Here is a 17483-nt window from a genome sequence, read left to right as displayed (position 1 = left end):
TAAAGAATGGCTCGTTACATTGGTCCAAAATGCAAACTCGCTCGTCGCGAAGGCACCGATCTCTTCCTGAAGAGCGGCGTGCGCGCGATCGAATCGAAGTGCAACATTGAAGCAGCACCTGGTATCCACGGCCAACGCCGCGGTCGCCAGTCCGATTACGGCACCCAACTGCGTGAAAAGCAGAAGGTCCGTCGTATCTACGGCGTTCTCGAGCGTCAGTTCAGCGGCTACTACAAAGAAGCTGCTGGCAAGAAAGGTGCAACCGGTGAAAACCTGCTGCAACTGCTCGAATGCCGTCTGGACAACGTTGTATACCGTATGGGCTTTGGTTCTACTCGTGCCGAATCCCGTCAGCTGGTATCGCACAAGTCGATCAGCGTTAACGGCCAGACCGTAAACGTTCCGTCCTACCAGGTTCGTGCTGGTGACGTGGTCGCTGTTCGCGAGAAAGCAAAAAACCAACTTCGCATTGTCCAAGCTCTCGATCTGTGTGCCCAACGTGGCCGCGTAGAATGGGTAGAAGTAGACACTGAGAAGAAGTCGGGCGTTTTCAAGAACGTTCCAGCTCGCAGTGATCTGTCCGCCGACATCAACGAAAGCCTGATTGTCGAGCTCTACTCCAAGTAAGGGCTAGAAAATAGGTGCATCCATGCAGATTTCGGTAAATGAGTTCCTGACACCCCGCCACATTGATGTGCAGGTTGTCAGTCCAACCCGCGCCAAAATCACACTCGAGCCTCTCGAGCGTGGTTTTGGCCACACCCTGGGCAACGCGCTGCGCCGCATCCTGTTGTCCTCAATGCCCGGCTGTGCAGTAGTCGAGGCCGAGATTGACGGTGTGCTCCACGAGTACAGCGCCATCGAAGGTGTACAGGAAGACGTAATTGAAATCCTGTTGAACCTTAAAGGTCTGGCTATCAAGCTGCACGGCCGTGACGAAGTTACGCTGACCTTGTCGAAGAAGGGTTCGGGGGTGGTTACCGCTGCCGATATTCAGCTGGATCATGATGTCGAGATCGTTAACCCCGATCACGTAATCGCTAACCTGGCGTCTAACGGCGCCCTGAACATGAAGCTCACTGTAGCTCGTGGTCGTGGTTATGAACCGGCCGACTCGCGTCAGAGCGATGAAGACGAAAGCCGCAGCATTGGTCGCTTGCAGCTTGACTCTTCGTTCAGCCCGGTTCGCCGTATCGCATACGTGGTGGAAAACGCCCGTGTCGAGCAGCGTACTAACCTGGACAAGCTGGTTATTGATCTGGAAACCAACGGTACTCTGGACCCTGAAGAGGCTATCCGTCGCGCTGCAACCATTCTGCAACAGCAGTTGGCTGCGTTCGTCGACCTCAAAGGCGACAGCGAACCAGTGGTAATCGAGCAGGAAGACGAGATCGATCCGATCCTGCTTCGCCCGGTTGACGATCTGGAACTGACTGTACGTTCGGCTAACTGCCTTAAGGCGGAAAACATTTACTACATCGGCGACCTGATTCAGCGTACCGAAGTAGAACTGTTGAAGACTCCGAACCTGGGCAAGAAATCCTTGACTGAAATCAAGGACGTTCTGGCCTCCCGCGGTCTGTCCCTCGGCATGCGCCTCGACAACTGGCCGCCTGCAAGTCTTAAGAAGGACGACAAGGCGACTGCCTGATCGTCGTAATCACCGAACGTGAGTTTGGTAAGGAATGAACCATGCGTCATCGTAAAAGTGGACGTCACCTGAGCCGTACCAGCTCGCACCGTAAGGCCATGTTCCAAAACATGGCGGTGTCGCTGTTCGAGCACGAGCTGATCAAAACTACACTGCCGAAAGCTAAAGAACTGCGTCGCGTTGCTGAGCCGCTGATCACTTTGGCTAAGACAGACAGCCTGGCTAACCGCCGTCTGGCCTTCGACCGTACTCGTTCGAAAGCTATCGTTGGTAAGCTCTTCAACGACCTGGGCAAGCGTTACGCTACCCGTGAGGGTGGCTACCTGCGCATCCTCAAGTGCGGTTTCCGCGCTGGCGACAACGCGCCTATGGCGTATGTCGAGTTGGTTGATCGTGCTACTGCCGGCGAAGCTGTAAGCGCCGAGTAAGACGACAGTCTGTAACGAAGAACCGGGCCTAGCGCCCGGTTTTTTGTGCGCGTAAGAGAAGCGCCATGGATACAAGCGTGCATCGATCTGGCCGCGGCATTATGGGCGTCGGGTGTATTGGTAGTAATTTTCTATTGATGTCCACAATTTAATGAATTTGTAGACGTCATGTTGATGATCAATACTCACTGCAAGCCGATTAGCCGGCAGTTCCAAGTCCGACCTGAGGAAGATTGAACATGAGCCAGAACAAAATTCTTACCACCGCCAGCGGCGCTCCCGTGGCGGATAACCAGAACTCCCGTTCCGCCGGCCCGCGTGGCCCGTTGTTGCTCGATGATTTTCACCTGATCGAGAAGCTCGCTCACTTCAACCGCGAAAACATCCCTGAGCGTCGCGTACACGCCAAAGGTTCGGGTGCTTACGGCACGTTCACCGTCACCCGGGACATTACTCAGTACACCAGCGCCAAGCTGTTCGAGGCCGTTGGTAAACAAACGCCGACCTTTCTGCGTTTCTCCACGGTCGGTGGCGAACGTGGTTCGGCGGATACCGAGCGCGACCCTCGTGGCTTTGCCTTGAAGTTCTACACCGAAGAAGGCAACTGGGACATCGTCGGTAACAACACCCCGGTGTTCTTCATCCGCGACCCACTCAAGTTCCCTGATTTCATCCACACTCAAAAACGCCTGCCGCAAAGCAATCTGAAAAGCGCGCAGATGATGTGGGATTTCTGGTCGCACTCCCCGGAGGCGCTGCACCAGGTCACCATCCTGTTTTCGGACCGTGGTATCCCTGACGGTTACCGCCACATGCACGGCTTCGGTAGCCACACCTACAGCTTGATCAACGCCAAGGGCGAGCGGCACTGGGTGAAGTGGCACTACAAGACCAAGCAAGGCATCAAGAACCTGGCACCGGCCGAGGCGGCACGTTTGGCCGGTACCGACCCTGATTACGCACAGCGCGATCTGTTTGGTGCGATCGAGCGCGGGGATTTCCCGAAATGGCGCGTCTGCATTCAGATCATGACCGAGGCCCAGGCCAACGCACATTACGAGAACCCCTTTGACGTGACCAAAACCTGGTCGCAGAAGGAGTTCCCGCTGATCGAAGTCGGTGAACTGGAGCTCAACCGTAATCCGCAGAACTACTTCGCCGAAGTGGAACAAGCGGCGTTCGGCCCGAGCAACATGGTCCCGGGTGTTGGCCTGTCGCCGGACCGCATGCTGCAAGGTCGCGTCTTCGCTTACGCAGATGCCCACCGCTACCGTATCGGCACCAACCACCAGCAATTGCCGGTGAATGCCCCACGTAGCCCGGTCAACAGCTACCAGCGTGATGGCTCGATGGCCTTCGGCAGCAACGGCGGTGGGGCGCCCAACTATGAGCCAAACAGCTACGCCGACGCGCCGAAACAAGCGCCACAGTACGCCGAGCCCGCATTGGCCCTGAGCGGTGCCGCGGATCGTTACGATCACCGCGAAGACACCGACTATTACAGCCACGCCGGTGCGCTGTTCCGCCTGATGAACGATGAGCAGAAAGCCTTGCTCACCGGCAACATCGCCGGCGCCATGGCGGGGGTTTCCAGTGATGTGGTCCAGCGTCAGTTGCAGCACTTCTTCAAAGCCGATCCGGCTTATGGAGAAGCAATCGCAAAGGCGCTGGGTGTATCGATTAACTGACTCTAAACGATAAGTAGAACCGCCCTCATTTGGGCGGTTTTTGCGTTAATTCAGCCGCTTTTCTCAGGAAATCTTCACTTTTCTGCCGTTGGCTCCGTGACCTATGGGTCAGCATGGTTCAAACTAAAGACTTTCAAGCAGGGAGATGTAGGGCGATGCAAGGTCACCCCGACGTAATCGATTACCTCAACACGTTGCTGACGGGCGAACTCGCGGCTCGTGACCAATATTTCATCCATTCGCGTATGTACGAAGACTGGGGCTTTACCGAGCTCTACGAGCGTATCAACCACGAGATGGAAGAAGAGACCCAGCACGCCGACGCACTGATGCGCCGTATCCTGATGCTCGAAGGCACGCCACGCATGCGTCCCGACGACTTGGACGTAGGCACAACGGTGCCTGAGATGCTCGCCGCTGACCTGCGCCTCGAGAACAAGGTCCGTGCCGCGCTGTGCAAGGGCATCGAGCTGTGCGAGCAGCACAACGACTATGTCACCCGTGAAATTCTGCGCGTGCAGTTGGCCGACACCGAAGAAGATCACACCTACTGGCTGGAAAAGCAGCTGGGCCTGATCAAGCTGGTCGGCCTGGAGAATTACCTGCAATCGCAGTTCTGATTCCCGGCTGTAAAAAAGCCCCTGTCACCGTTGAAGTGACAGGGGCTTTTTATTGGGCCGGATAAATCAGGCCCGGTCGCGCGCGAGCAACGGTTTCAAATAGTAACCCGTGTGCGATTGCGGCATCTCGGAGACCTGCTCCGGTGTACCTACCGCGATGATCTGACCGCCCTTGGAACCGCCTTCCGGCCCGAGGTCGACCAGCCAGTCGGCGGTCTTGATCACATCCAGGTTGTGCTCGATCACCACCACGGTGTTGCCGTGGTCACGCAGGCGGTGCAACACATCCAGCAATTGCTGAATGTCCGCGAAGTGCAGGCCCGTGGTCGGCTCATCGAGGATATACAGGGTTTTACCGGTATCGCGCTTGGACAGCTCACGGGACAGCTTGACCCGTTGCGCTTCACCACCGGACAGCGTGGTCGCCGATTGCCCCAGCTTGATGTACGACAAGCCCACATCCATCAGCGTCTGCAGCTTGCGCGCCAACGCCGGAACCGCGTCGAAGAACACCCGCGCTTCCTCGATGGTCATCTCCAGGGTTTCGTGGATGTTCTTGCCCTTGTATTTGATCTCAAGGGTTTCGCGGTTGTAGCGCTTGCTCTTGCACACATCGCACGGCACGTAGATGTCCGGCAGGAAGTGCATCTCCACCTTGATCAAGCCATCGCCCTGGCACGCTTCGCAGCGCCCGCCCTTGACGTTGAACGAGAACCGGCCCGGCCCGTAGCCCCGCGAGCGGGATTCCGGCACGCCGGCGAACAACTCGCGAATGGGCGTGAACAGCCCGGTATAGGTCGCCGGGTTGGAGCGGGGGGTACGGCCAATCGGGCTCTGGTCGATATCGACCACTTTGTCGAGGAGCTCCAGGCCCTTGATGCTGTCATGTGCAGCCGCTTCCAGCGTGGTCGCGCCGTTCAGGGCGGTGGCGCTCAACGGGAACAGCGTGTTGTTGATCAGCGTCGACTTGCCCGAGCCGGAAACACCCGTCACGCAGGTCAACAGACCCAGCGGAATTTCCAAGTCGACATTGCGCAGGTTGTTGCCGCGCGCGCCCTTGAGGTGCAACGCCATCTTCTTGTTGCGTGGCGTGCGCTTGGACGGCACTTCAATCCTCACGCGCCCGGACAGGTACTTGCCGGTCAGCGAGTCTGGATGAGCCATCACCTCGGCAGGCGTGCCTTGGGCGACGATATGCCCACCATGCACGCCAGCGCCCGGGCCGATATCGACCACATAATCGGCCAGGCGAATCGCGTCTTCGTCGTGCTCGACCACGATCACCGTGTTGCCGATGTCCCGCAGGTGTTTCAGCGTGCCCAGGAGGCGATCGTTATCGCGCTGGTGCAAGCCAATCGACGGCTCATCGAGGATATACAACACGCCCACCAGACCGGCGCCGATCTGGCTGGCCAGGCGGATGCGCTGGGCTTCACCGCCCGACAAGGTATCGGCGCTGCGGTCCAGCGACAGGTAATCCAGGCCGACGTTGACCAGGAACTGCAGGCGCTCGCGAATCTCCTTGAGGATCTTGTCGGCAATCTCCCCACGGCGTCCGGTCAGCTTGAGTACGCCGAAATATTCACAGGCGTCGCCAATCGGCAGGTTGGTCACCGCCGGCAGGGTCTTCTCGCCAACCCATACGTGCCGCGCCTCACGGCGCAGGCGGGTGCCTCGGCAATCCGGGCAGGGCTGGGTGCTGAGGAACTTGGCCAGTTCTTCCCGCACGCTCGCCGACTCGGTCTCGCGGTAGCGGCGTTCGAGGTTGGGCACGATGCCTTCGAACGGATGCGAGCGCTTGACGATATCGCCACGGTCGTTGAGGTATTTGAAGTCGACGTTCTGCGAACCGCTGCCGTTGAGAATGACCTTCTGCTGATCCGCCGGCAGTTGGTTGAACGGTACTTCCAGGCTGAACTTATAGTGCGAGGCCAATGAGCCGAGCATCTGGAAGTAATAGACGTTACGCCTGTCCCAGCCGCGTATCGCACCTTCCGCCAGCGTCAGCTCGCCATTGACCAGGCGCTTGATGTCGAAAAACTGCTTCACGCCCAGGCCATCGCAGGTCGGGCAGGCGCCGGCCGGGTTGTTGAAGGAAAACAGCTTGGGTTCCAGCTCGCTGATGGCGTGGCCACAGATCGGGCAGGCAAAGCGTGCGGAGAAGATGATCTCTTCGCCCGGTTCGTCGTCCATCGGCGCGACCAGGGCGATACCGTCCGCCAGCTTCAGGGCTGTCTCGAAGGATTCCGCCAGGCGCTGCTGCAAGTCGGCGCGTACTTTGAAGCGGTCGACCACGACATCGATCGAGTGCTTCTTCTGCTTGTCGAGCTTCGGCGCTTCGTCCAGCTCGTACAGCTTGCCGTTGATCCGCGCACGCACGAAACCTTGCGCGCGCAGTTCTTCAAACACTGAAAGGTGTTCACCCTTGCGCTCGCGAATCACCGGCGCCAGCAGCATCAGCTTGGCGCCTTCCGGCTGGGCCAGCACCAGGTCGACCATCTGGCTGACGGTCTGGGCTTCCAGCGGGATGTCGTGGTCCGGGCAGCGCGGGATACCGACGCGCGCATACAGCAGGCGCAGGTAGTCGTAGATCTCGGTGATGGTGCCCACGGTGGAGCGCGGGTTGTGGGAAGTCGACTTCTGCTCGATGGAAATTGCCGGCGACAGGCCTTCGATGGTGTCGACGTCGGGCTTTTCCATCATCGACAGAAACTGGCGGGCATAGGCCGACAGCGACTCGACATAGCGCCGCTGGCCTTCGGCGTACAGCGTGTCGAACGCCAGCGACGATTTGCCGGACCCGGACAAACCGGTGATGACGATCAGTTTGTCCCGGGGCAGGGTCAGGTCGATGTTCTTCAGGTTGTGGGTTCTAGCCCCACGAATCAGGATCTTGTCCAAGATGGCCTCGCACGGCGGGCGTAAATAATGCCGGAGTATACGGCTAAAGACTGGATGAATATACACTGTCAAGGTGCCAGGTGCAGCCTTACATGAAACCTGCGCGGCAAACCGCCGCATATACCCTCTCAATCGATGGGACTGGTAGAATCGCCGCCGGTTCACACGAGGTTTTTCCATGCACGATCCCCACAGCGAACGCATGAGTAGCGGCGAGACCCGAGCAGCAAGCGGTCTGGCCCTGGTGTTCGCCTTCCGTATGCTTGGCATGTTCATGGTGTTGCCGGTGCTGGCGACCTACGGGATGGATCTCGCAGGCGCGACCCCCGCCCTGATCGGCCTGGCCATTGGCGCTTATGGCCTGACCCAGGCAATTTTCCAGATTCCGTTCGGGATCATTTCCGACCGCATCGGCCGCCGCCCGGTGATCTACCTCGGGTTGATCGTGTTTGCCCTCGGCAGCGTACTCGCGGCCCAGTCCGATTCGATCTGGGGCGTGATTGCCGGGCGTGTCCTACAGGGCGCCGGCGCGATTTCCGCAGCGGTCATGGCCTTGCTGTCGGACCTGACCCGCGAACAACACCGCACCAAGGCCATGGCCATGATCGGCATGACCATCGGCCTGTCGTTCGCCGTCGCGATGGTGGTCGGCCCGTTGCTGACCCGCGCCTTCGGTTTGCACGGGCTGTTCCTGGCCACCGGCGGCATGGCGTTGTTCGGTATCGTGATCGTGGCCTTCATGGTGCCGCGTTCCACCGGCACTCTGCAGCACCGTGAATCCGGCGTCGCGCGCCAGGCGCTGCTGCCGACCCTCAAGCACCCGGACCTGCTGCGCCTGGATTTGGGTATCTTCGTGTTGCACGCGATGCTGATGTGCAGCTTCGTGGCCTTGCCCCTGGCCCTGGTGCAAAAAGCCGGGTTGCCCAAGGAACAACACTGGTGGGTCTACCTGACCGCGCTGCTGATTTCATTCTTCGCCATGATCCCGTTCATCATCTATGGCGAGAAGAAACGCAAAATGAAACGAATTTTGCTCGGCGCCGTCGTGACGCTGATGCTCACTGAGCTATTCTTCTGGCAGTTCGGCGACAGCCTGCGGGCGCTGGTAATCGGTACGGTGGTGTTCTTCACCGCGTTCAACCTGCTGGAGGCTTCGCTGCCTTCGCTGATCAGTAAAGTTTCACCGGCCGGCGGCAAGGGCACGGCGATGGGGGTGTATTCCACCAGCCAGTTCCTGGGCTCTGCACTGGGCGGCATCATGGGTGGCTGGATGTTCCAGCACGGCGGTTTGTCGGTTGTGTTCCTCGGATGCGCAGGTCTGGCTGCCCTCTGGCTAGCCTTTGCTGTTACCATGCGCGAACCTCCCTATGTGACGAGTCTGCGCTTGCCGTTATCGCCTGAAGCGATACGCGAAGCTGGCTTGGCCGAGCGCCTTAAGGCCGTTACAGGGGTTACCGATGCTGTGGTTATTGCTGAAGAAGCCGCCATCTACATCAAATTGGACACCGAATTATTGGATCGCGCGACGCTCGAGCAACTGGTCAACCCAGTGCCGACAGCGCGCCCAGCTTAGGAGAACGTTATGGCCCGTGGGGTTAACAAAGTCATATTGGTCGGTACATGCGGCCAGGATCCCGAAGTTCGCTACTTGCCTAACGGTAACGCCGTGACCAACCTGAGTCTGGCGACCAGCGAACAGTGGACCGACAAGCAGACCGGCCAGAAGGTCGAGAAAACCGAATGGCACCGTGTGTCGATGTTCGGCAAAGTGGCAGAGATCGCCGGTGAATACCTGCGCAAAGGTTCGCAGGTCTACATCGAAGGCAAACTGCAGACCCGCGAGTGGGAAAAAGACGGCATCAAGCGTTACACCACTGAAATCGTGGTCGACATGCAAGGCACCATGCAACTGCTCGGCGGCCGTCCACAGGGCGACCAACAGGGCCAGGGCGGCATGTCCAACTCGGCACCGCGTCCACAGCAGTCGCGTCCGCAGCCAAGCCAGCAACCACAGCGTGAGTCGCGCCCAGCGCCACAGCAGGCCGCTCCGCAACCGGCTGCGGATTTCGACAGCTTTGATGACGATATTCCGTTCTAGGCCATACCAACGCACCCCGCAGCAAACTAAAAAAACCGCGCCGCCGACAAGGCCGCGCGGTTTTTTATGCGCCTTACATCGTCTAAAACTGCGCGAAGCGCAACATATCGGCGTTGACCCGCTGCTTGTGAGTGTCGGTCAACCCATGAGGGGCGCCTGAATACACCAACAACTGGGCGTCTGGAATGAGGCGTTTGCTTTCCAAGGCTGACGCCTGGATCGGCACGATCTGATCGTCGCCCCCATGGATAATGAGCGTGGGGATATTGAAATGCTTCAGGTCATCCCGAAAGTCGGTTTCAGAAAATGCCTTGATGCTGTCGAAGGTATTTTTGTGCCCTCCCATTACACCCTGCATCCAGAATGAATTGATCAAGCCTTGCGAGGGTTTGACGCCTACCCGGTTGAATCCATAGAAAGGGCCGCTGGCCAGATCAAGGTAGAGCTGCGAACGGTTGGCAATAGAGTCGGCACGCATCCCGTCAAAAACTTCGATCGGCGTCCCTTGGGGGTTACTGGGGGTTTTCAGCATCAATGGCGTTACCGCGCAGATCAAGCCGGCTTTGGCCACGCGCGAAGTGCCATGACGAGCGATATAGCGTGCAACTTCACCGCCTCCGGTGGAAAAACCGAAGAGGATCACGTTGCTCAGATTCAGGTGCTCAATCAGTTCCGCCAGGTCGTCCGCGTAGTGGTCCATGTCATTGCCGCCCCACGGCTGGCTTGAGCGGCCATGCCCTCGGCGGTCATGCGCGATGGCGCGAAAACCGTTGTTGGCGAAATGCAGCATTTGCGATTCCCAGCTGTCGCTGTTCAGTGGCCAGCCGTGGCAGAACATAACAGGCTGGCCGCTGCCCCAGTCCTTATAGTAAAGCTCGTTGCCTTCGCGAGTTGTCAGATAAGTCATGGCGTAGCTCCATTGACGTGTACAGACTTGGCGGTGAAGGCCAGAAAACCGTCCGTAGACACTACGCTGGCATGGGTATTAACGACCCGCAGAGGACTTGGCTCGTGCAGGTCTAATCTGATCTTAGTTCGGTTTTGCGCGCGCTGCGTAAGGGCGTTGGCATCTTCCGATGGTGAGGTGATCCCTGGCGTTTGTTCTCGCGGCTCACACGATTTAGGCTGTGGCCAACCTTTAAACACAAGGAACGCCGCGATGACCTGGTCCGCCAAGCAATACACGCTGTTCGAACAACAGCGCACACGCCCCGTCCGTGATCTGGTCGCGGCCATTCCCAATACCGCGGTGCAAACCGCCGTCGACCTGGGCTGCGGCCCCGGTAATTCCACGCAAGTGTTGGCCGAACGTTTTCCGCAGGCTCGCGTCACCGGCATGGACAGCTCCGACGACATGCTGGCCGACGCCCGCAAGCGCCTGCCGACGCTGAACTTCGAACGGGCGGATATCGGCGCCTGGAGCCCGGCGCAACCGTTCGATGTGATCCTGGCGAATGCTTCCCTGCAATGGCTGCCGGACCACGCCACGCTTTACCCGCACCTGGTCAGCCAGTTGACCTCCGGCGGAACCCTGGCGGTGCAAACCCCGGACAACCTCGACGAGCCCGCCCATCGGCTGGCGCGTGAAGTCGCCGCCGATGGCCCATGGTCCGCCAGGATCGGCGCGGTCAAACACAATGAACGGCACACGGCGAGCTATTACTACGAACTGCTGAGCAAACACTGCAGCGCCGTCGATGTGTGGCGCACCACCTACCTGCACCCGCTGGCGGATCACGCGGCTGTGGTGGAGTGGTTCAAGGCCTCGGCATTGCGGCCGTTCCTCGCACCGTTGAGTGACGACGAAAAAGCCGCCTTCCTACAGGACTATCAGGCGCGAATTACCCAGGCTTATCCGGCCCTGGCTGATGGCACCGTGCTGCTGCCTTTCCCGCGCCTGTTCATCATCGCAACCCGCTAGCCCCACGCCCGCACGTGGCGGTCAGGCCGCCGCCGCTTGCGCCTGCAAGTATTCCTGCGTCGACACCACGCTCGCATACCCAAATGCCAACGACGCCATATACGCCCCATGCACCTGCGCCGCCGGAATCACTTGCCCGTTGAACTCCTGATCCCGCGTGGCGCAGGCGTCATGGAGCACGGTGACCTTGTAACCGAGGTCCGCCGCCGCCCGTACCACGGCGTCGATGCACATATGGCTCATGCTGCCGACCACCACCAGGTCAGTGATGCTGCGTTGTTCCAGCACGGTGCGCAGCTGGGTTTCGCGAAACGCATTCACGAAATGTTTAAGCACCACCGGCTCACTGCCTTCGTTCAGCACCTTGGGATGCAGATGCGCGCCTTCGGAGCCTGGGGTGAAGAACGGTGCACCTTCCGAGGTGAACTCATGGCGCACATGAATCACTGCATCGCCCGCCTGGCGAAATGCCTGCAGCGCCTGCGCGGCCTTGTCTGCCGCGGCTTCCACGCCGTCGAGCGGCCACTTGCCGTGGGGGAAGTAGTCATTCTGGATATCGATTAGGATGAGCGCTTGCTTGGCCATGTGTGTTGCCTCGTGATGGGTTGATGGGCGCCAGTATCTTAGCTGGCGCACCGACCGGGGATTGGCTGCACCGACAATAACAGGGGGAAAACTGACAATGGCCGTGGAACGCTCGATCATCGAGTTGGGTGTGTTGATCTATCAGGGCGCGCAACTGGCGGCGGTGCATGGCCTGACCGATCTGTTCGGGGTGGCCAACCGGATCGCCGCCGCGCACCAATCCGCGCAATTGCCGCTGCTGCGGGTCAGCCATTGGCAGGTGGCGGCAGATGGTACGCCCGCGCGCGTATTCGCCAGCCATCCCGGCCCCGGCCAACCGCTGATGGCCGTGCTGGTGCCACCGTCGATTGGCGAATTCACCGAGCAACAGACGCCACCCGCGTTGTTGCAATGGCTACGCCAACAACACGCGGCGGGCACCGTGCTCGGTGGCGTGTGCATCGGCTCGATCATGCTGGCGCGCAGTGGTTTGCTGGACGGGCGCAGCGCCACCACCCATTGGTCTTCTGCCAGTACGTTCGCAGAGCGTTACCCTGCGGTGCGTCTGGAAGCGGATAAACCGATCGTCGATGACGGCGACCTGATCACCACCGCCGGGCTGATGGCGTGGTCCGAACTGGGCCTGCGCCTGGTCGACCGCCTCATGGGGCCGAGCGTTGCGGCGGACACGGCGCGCTTTCTGGTGATCGAACACAGCGACAGCGCCAGCCAGTGCGGCAGCAACTTTGCGCCGATTCTCGGGCATGGCGACGGCGCGATCCTGAAAGTGCAGCACTGGTTGCAAGCCAGTGGCGCGGTGGATGTCTCGGTGGCGGCGATGGCGCAGGAAGCCGGCCTCGAAGAACGCACGTTCCTGCGGCGCTTTCGCGGCGCGACGGGTTTGAAACCCACCGAATACTGCCAGCACCTGCGAGTGGGCAAAGCCCGGCAAATGCTCGAGTTCACCAACGGCACCATCGACCATATCGCCTGGACCGTGGGCTATCAGGACCCCAGCGCGTTTCGCGCCACCTTCAAGAAAATCACCGGCCTGGCGCCCAGCGAGTATCGCAGCCGGTTTGGTGTGTGAAGAATGTTTCGTCGTCACCGCCCTCGCTCGCCTCGTCAGCTTCCTATAGGCCTGATGATGTTCTGGCCTCATCGGGGGCAAGCCCCCTCCCACATTTGATTGTGTTCACAGATCAACGTGTGGGAGGGGGCTTGCCCCCGATGAGGCCTTCAAAGTCACCCTGACTCAATGCCTGATCAACTTCTCCTGCACCGCCTGCTGATCCACATCCAGCAGTATCTGTTGCTTGCCAGCCACCCTCACTGCCGCTGGCAACCCATCGCGATACACAATCCGGTTACCACTCACCGCCGGCACCTTGCTGCCCGGTAGCAGCGTGCCCACCAGGTTCAGCGGATCAGCCCCGCACACCGCGATCAGGCTTCCATCATGGGCCCGCCGCCGCACCTCACGCAGCAGCGGGATCGCTTCCGGCAAGGCGAACTGTTCGCCCGCCAACCCGCTGACGAACCGCCCGCCGCGAATCTCCCCGCGTGCCTCCAGGCGGTGAAAGGTGCGCAACAGTTCGCGCCAGTTTGGCAGCCAATCCGCCTCGCGCTCCAGCAGTCGCCAGAACACCACGCCGTAGCGGCGCAGCAAGGTCATCGCCACATGCTCCAGGGTTTCGGCCGAGTGCGGGCCGGCGGCGGTCGACGGGCGCCGGATCAGCGCCCAGCGCCCGGCATCGTCCATGCCGCCGACGAATGCACCGCGCCCGCGCCGGCTGCTGCGCGCCTGGCGTTTACTCGCGGGTGTGGTCAGCGCACGCAGCCCGGCGAAGCTGTCGGCGTTCACCAGGCCGGCACCGACCAGCTCCTGCAGCGCCGTTTCCAGCTCGCTGCGCAGCAGATGGGCTTCGTGGGCCAGCTCATCGAAAAACAACGCGCCGTGTTCGCGCAAGGTCTGGTGGACTTTCTGCGCCTTGGGCGACAACGTCGTGCTGTCGGTCTGTTCGGTCAGCCCGCTCCACAGCGGCACCTGGTTGCGTGGCAGCAGCACCACGGGCGTGCTGCGCAGGGCGGTGGCGCCGGGCTTGTTGCTCAGGCGTGTCCACACCAGCTTGCCGCTGCGGCACAGGTCGTCGAGCCAGGTTGATGTGTAATCCTTGAGCCGCGCGCTGAGCAAGTCACTGTCCCAGGCCGAGGTGGCCGCCGCGTAGCCTTCGAACTGGGCGACGATCTGCGGCAACATCGCGCTGCCCTGGCCACGCGTACCGTCGGACAGGTGCTGCCAATCGAACAGAAAGCGCATGAAGTCCTGCAACGCCACCGGCTCGATTTCCCGGCGCAGGCGCTTGACCGTGTAGCGATGAATCCGCGCCAGCAGGTGCCGTTCGCACCATTGTTCCTCGCGGGCACCGGGGCTGAAACGCCCGCGCAACACATAGCCTTCCTGCTCCAGGCGGGCCAGGGCCTGGGCGATGTCGGTCACCGGCAGCCCAAGGGGCGCGGCGATTTCGATCAGGCTCAGCGGGCCGAACCCCCCGAGGCGCGCGCGCAGCACTTCCACCAGCGCGTCATCGAAGGTCCAGGGCTCATCGAAGCCGGGCAACAGCGGCAAGTCGTTGGGGTAAATCGCCCGCAAGCAACTCAGGCGTTCCACCGCCACCCACTGGCCTTGGGGCAGATGACAGGCGCGTCCGCCCTTGGCCAGCGTTTGCAACCACTGCTGCCATTGCGGCGTAACCTCGCTGTCGACGATGCACGCCAGGCTCATCAACGCTTCATGCATTTCATCCAGGCCATGGGGCGCCGGCCAGGCCTCTTCGCGCACGCCGGCGATGGCGTCGGCGTCCAGCGCGCCAAGGTCGTCGGTGCTCTGCGGGTCGCTCCAGCGCCGGTTGAGCACGGCCTGGGTGCGGCGTTCTTCCAGCGGCGCGTCGTCGAGAAAGGTGTAGGGCCGCGCGCTGAGAATTTCCGCGGCCATGGGCGAGGGCGCCGGCAGGTCGCGGCTGATCAGGCGTACCTCGCCGCGCTCGATGCGCCGCAACAGGGCCAGCCAGGCGTCGCTGTCCATCGCTTCGTGCAGGCAGTCATCCAGGGTTTGTTCGACCAGCGGGTGGTCGGGTACTTCGCGCTCGCCGGCGAGGTTTTCCAGGCACGCGATCTGGTCGGGAAACACGCTGGCGATCAGGTCTTCGCTTTTCATCCGCTGGATCTGCGGCGCCACCTTGCGCCCGCCGGTAAAACGCGGCAACGCCAGGGCCACCCCGGCGTTCCAGCGCCAGCGCACGCCGAACAACGGCGCGTCGAGCACGGCCTGGATCAGCAGGTGCTCGGCGGTCTGGCTGTTGAGATAACGCCACACCTCATCCAGCGCGAAACTGTGGCTGGTGGACAGCGACAGCACGATCGCATTCTCGCTGGCCGCCGCTTGCAGTTCGAAGTTGAAGGTGCGGCAGAAACGCTTGCGCAGCGCCAGGCCCCAGGCGCGGTTGATGCGGCTGCCGAACGGCGTGTGGATGATCAGTTGGGTGCCGCCGGACTCGTCGAAAAACCGCTCCATGATCAGCGTGTCCTGGGACGGCAACGCGCTGAGCGCCAGGCGCGCGCGGGCCAGGTAATCCACGATCTGCTCGGCGCTGGCGCGGTTCAGGCCCAGGGTGTCGGTGAGCCAGGCGAGGGTGGGCTGCAGATCGCCGGGCGTGGCGCCGAGCAGTTCGTCCAACTGGCCCTGCAAACGCGCGACCGCCGCCGACAGTTCGCGGCTGCGCCCCGGCGCTTCGCCGAGCCAGAACGGGATGGTCGGCGGCTGGCCATGGGCGTCCTCGACCCGCACCTTGCCGGCTTCGACCCGCAAGATCCGGTAGGACGTATTACCGAGCTGGAAGACATCCCCGGCGATGCTTTCCACCGCGAAGTCTTCGTTGACGCTGCCGATGTTCAGGCCCTGAGGCTCGAGCAACACGCTGTAGTCGGCGTTGTCGGGGATGGTGCCGCCGCTGGTCACGGCGGTCAGCCTGGCGCCCCGACGGCCGCGCAGGGTGCCGGTCACGGCGTCGCGGTGCAGGTAGGCGCTGCGGATGCCCTGGCGGCCGTTGTAGCCGTCGCAGAGCATCTGCACCAGCGCCTGGTAATGGCGTTCATCCAGCTCGGCATAGGGCGCGGCGCGGTGGATAAGTTCGAGCAGCGCCTGTTCCGGCCATTCCCGCGCGCTGACTTCGGCGACGATTTGCTGGGCCAGCACGTCCAGCGGCGCGACCGGGATGTGCAAGGTGTCCAGCTCGCCCCGGCGCACGCAGTCGAGCAGGGCGGCGCATTCGATCAGGTCATCGCGGGTGGTGGCGAACAGGCGCCCCTTGGGCGTGCCGCCGACCTGGTGCCCGGAGCGACCGACTCTTTGCAGAAACCCATTGATGGAACCGGGCGAGCCGATCTGGCACACCAGGTCGACCTCGCCGATATCGATCCCCAACTCCAGGGATGCGGTGGCGATCAGCACTTGCAGCGCGCCGGCCTTGAGCCGTTGTTCGGCGTCCAGGCGCAACTCCTTGGCCAGGCTGCCGTGGTGCGCGGCCACGGCGGACTTGCCCAGGCGCTCGCTCAAATGCCGCGCCAGGCGTTCGGCCAGGCGCCGGGTGTTGACGAAAATCAGCGTGGTGCGGTGTTCGCGGGCGAGGGCGGCGAGGCGGTCGTAGACCAATTCCCACACGTCGTTGGCCATTACCGCTGACAGCGGCACCGGCGGCACTTCGATATCCAGGTCACGCGGGCGCGCATGGCCGATGTCGACGATCGCGCACGGACGTGCCGTGCCCACCAGAAAACGCGACACCGCCTCGATGGGTTTTTGCGTGGCCGACAGACCGATGCGTATCAACGGCTCGGCGCACAAGCCTTGCAGGCGTTCGAGGCTCAGGGCCAGGTGACTGCCGCGTTTGCTCGCCGCGATCGCATGGATCTCGTCGACGATCACCGTGCGCGTGCTGGCGAGCATCTGCCGGCCGGAGTCCGAGCCCAGCAGCACGTAGAGCGATTCCGGCGTGGTCACCAGGATATGCGGCGCACGCTTGCGCATCAGCACGCGGTCTTTTTGCGGCGTGTCGCCGGTACGCACGGCGGTGCGGATCGCCAGCGGTGGCAGGCCCAGTTGCTGTAAATGCGCGGTGATCCCGGTCAGCGGGGTTTGCAGGTTGATCTGGATGTCGTTGGACAGCGCCTTGAGCGGCGACACATACACCACCTGGGTTTCATCCGGCAGTTGCCCGCCGTTGGCCAGGCCTTGATGAACCAGGTCATCGAGCACTGCGAGGAAGGCCGTCAGCGTCTTGCCGGAGCCGGTGGGTGCGGCGATCAGCGTCGAGCGGCGCTGGCGGATCAGCGGCCACGCCTGGGCCTGGGCGTGGGTCACCGAGGGGAAGGTGCTGCGGAACCAGGCGCTGACGGCGGGGTGAAAGCCGTTCAAGACCGTATTGGTTGTTTCAGGAAGGTTCATGATCCCTATATGCAACCGCCCGGGCCAAGTTGCAAGCCCGCACTTTGTCCGTGACGGTTGCGCTACAAACCCGCAAAATGCAACGATTCTGGCAAATACCCACGGCAAG

13 protein-coding genes are annotated in these 17483 nt (G+C 61.5%); 9 read left to right on the top strand and 4 right to left on the bottom strand.

The features are described from left to right. Window positions 1-6 precede the first annotated feature (6 nt). The 5 genes from rpsD to bfr all read left to right on the top strand — a co-directional run bounded on the left by rpsD (window position 7) and on the right by bfr (window position 4387). Entirely contained in the window at window positions 7-627 is a 621-nt protein-coding gene (gene rpsD / locus C8K66_RS18165; protein ID WP_003176404.1) for a 30S ribosomal protein S4, read from the top strand. Between the two features lie 22 nt (window positions 628-649). Continuing rightward, on the top strand, window positions 650-1651 hold the full coding sequence (gene rpoA, locus C8K66_RS18160) for a DNA-directed RNA polymerase subunit alpha (RefSeq protein WP_003176403.1): 1002 nt from the start codon (window positions 650-652) through the stop codon (window positions 1649-1651). 41 nt (window positions 1652-1692) lie between these two features. Next, on the top strand, window positions 1693-2079 hold the full coding sequence (gene rplQ, locus C8K66_RS18155; protein ID WP_003176402.1) for a 50S ribosomal protein L17: 387 nt from the start codon (window positions 1693-1695) through the stop codon (window positions 2077-2079). 239 nt (window positions 2080-2318) lie between these two features. After that, on the top strand, window positions 2319-3767 hold the full coding sequence (locus C8K66_RS18150) for a catalase (RefSeq protein WP_017848804.1): 1449 nt from the start codon (window positions 2319-2321) through the stop codon (window positions 3765-3767). A gap of 155 nt (window positions 3768-3922) precedes the next feature. After that, on the top strand, window positions 3923-4387 hold the full coding sequence (bfr, locus tag C8K66_RS18145; RefSeq protein WP_017848805.1) for a bacterioferritin: 465 nt from the start codon (window positions 3923-3925) through the stop codon (window positions 4385-4387). A 66-nt stretch (window positions 4388-4453) separates the two neighbouring features. Here bfr and uvrA read toward each other — a convergent pair whose 3' ends face one another. Beyond that, window positions 4454-7288 carry an excinuclease ABC subunit UvrA gene (gene uvrA / locus C8K66_RS18140; protein ID WP_017849544.1) on the bottom strand — a complete coding sequence of 945 codons (2835 nt, stop codon included), beginning with the start codon at window positions 7286-7288 and terminating at the stop codon, window positions 4454-4456. Window positions 7289-7466: 178 nt separating this feature from the next. On the opposite strand from uvrA, the gene C8K66_RS18135 reads away from it, so the two are divergent. Both C8K66_RS18135 and C8K66_RS18130 read left to right on the top strand, forming a co-directional pair. Further along, window positions 7467-8861 (top strand): MFS transporter, encoded by a 1395-nt coding sequence (locus C8K66_RS18135; RefSeq protein WP_046381879.1) that lies wholly within the window; start codon window positions 7467-7469, stop codon window positions 8859-8861. Between the two features lie 9 nt (window positions 8862-8870). Further along, window positions 8871-9386, top strand: coding sequence for a single-stranded DNA-binding protein (locus C8K66_RS18130; protein ID WP_017849542.1), 516 nt, complete (start codon window positions 8871-8873; stop codon window positions 9384-9386). Window positions 9387-9468: 82 nt separating this feature from the next. Here the strand turns inward: C8K66_RS18130 and C8K66_RS18125 are convergent, their stop codons facing one another. Beyond that, entirely contained in the window at window positions 9469-10293 is an 825-nt protein-coding gene (locus C8K66_RS18125) for an alpha/beta fold hydrolase (RefSeq protein ID WP_057005471.1), read from the bottom strand. Window positions 10294-10545: 252 nt separating this feature from the next. Between C8K66_RS18125 and tam the strand changes: the two genes are divergently transcribed. Beyond that, window positions 10546-11307 (top strand): trans-aconitate 2-methyltransferase, encoded by a 762-nt coding sequence (gene tam, locus C8K66_RS18120; RefSeq protein WP_046381880.1) that lies wholly within the window; start codon window positions 10546-10548, stop codon window positions 11305-11307. A 21-nt stretch (window positions 11308-11328) separates the two neighbouring features. On the opposite strand, the gene C8K66_RS18115 is transcribed toward tam, so the two are convergent. After that, window positions 11329-11892, bottom strand: coding sequence for a cysteine hydrolase family protein (locus C8K66_RS18115; RefSeq protein WP_046381881.1), 564 nt, complete (start codon window positions 11890-11892; stop codon window positions 11329-11331). Window positions 11893-11989: 97 nt separating this feature from the next. On the opposite strand from C8K66_RS18115, the gene C8K66_RS18110 reads away from it, so the two are divergent. Further along, complete coding sequence (locus tag C8K66_RS18110) at window positions 11990-12961, top strand: GlxA family transcriptional regulator (RefSeq protein ID WP_108525567.1); 972 nt, start codon at window positions 11990-11992, stop codon at window positions 12959-12961. Window positions 12962-13126: 165 nt separating this feature from the next. Here the strand turns inward: C8K66_RS18110 and C8K66_RS18105 are convergent, their stop codons facing one another. Next, window positions 13127-17374: a DEAD/DEAH box helicase gene (locus C8K66_RS18105; protein ID WP_108525565.1), complete on the bottom strand. Its 4248-nt coding sequence runs from the start codon at window positions 17372-17374 to the stop codon at window positions 13127-13129. Window positions 17375-17483: the final 109 nt, after the last annotated feature.

Origin of the sequence: Pseudomonas sp. GV105 (genome assembly GCF_003058185.1) — a bacterium.
GTDB lineage: Bacteria > Pseudomonadota > Gammaproteobacteria > Pseudomonadales > Pseudomonadaceae > Aquipseudomonas > Aquipseudomonas veronii.
The sequence above is the reverse complement of the archived record's forward strand: the minus strand, read 5'-3'. Positions and strand labels throughout refer to the sequence as shown.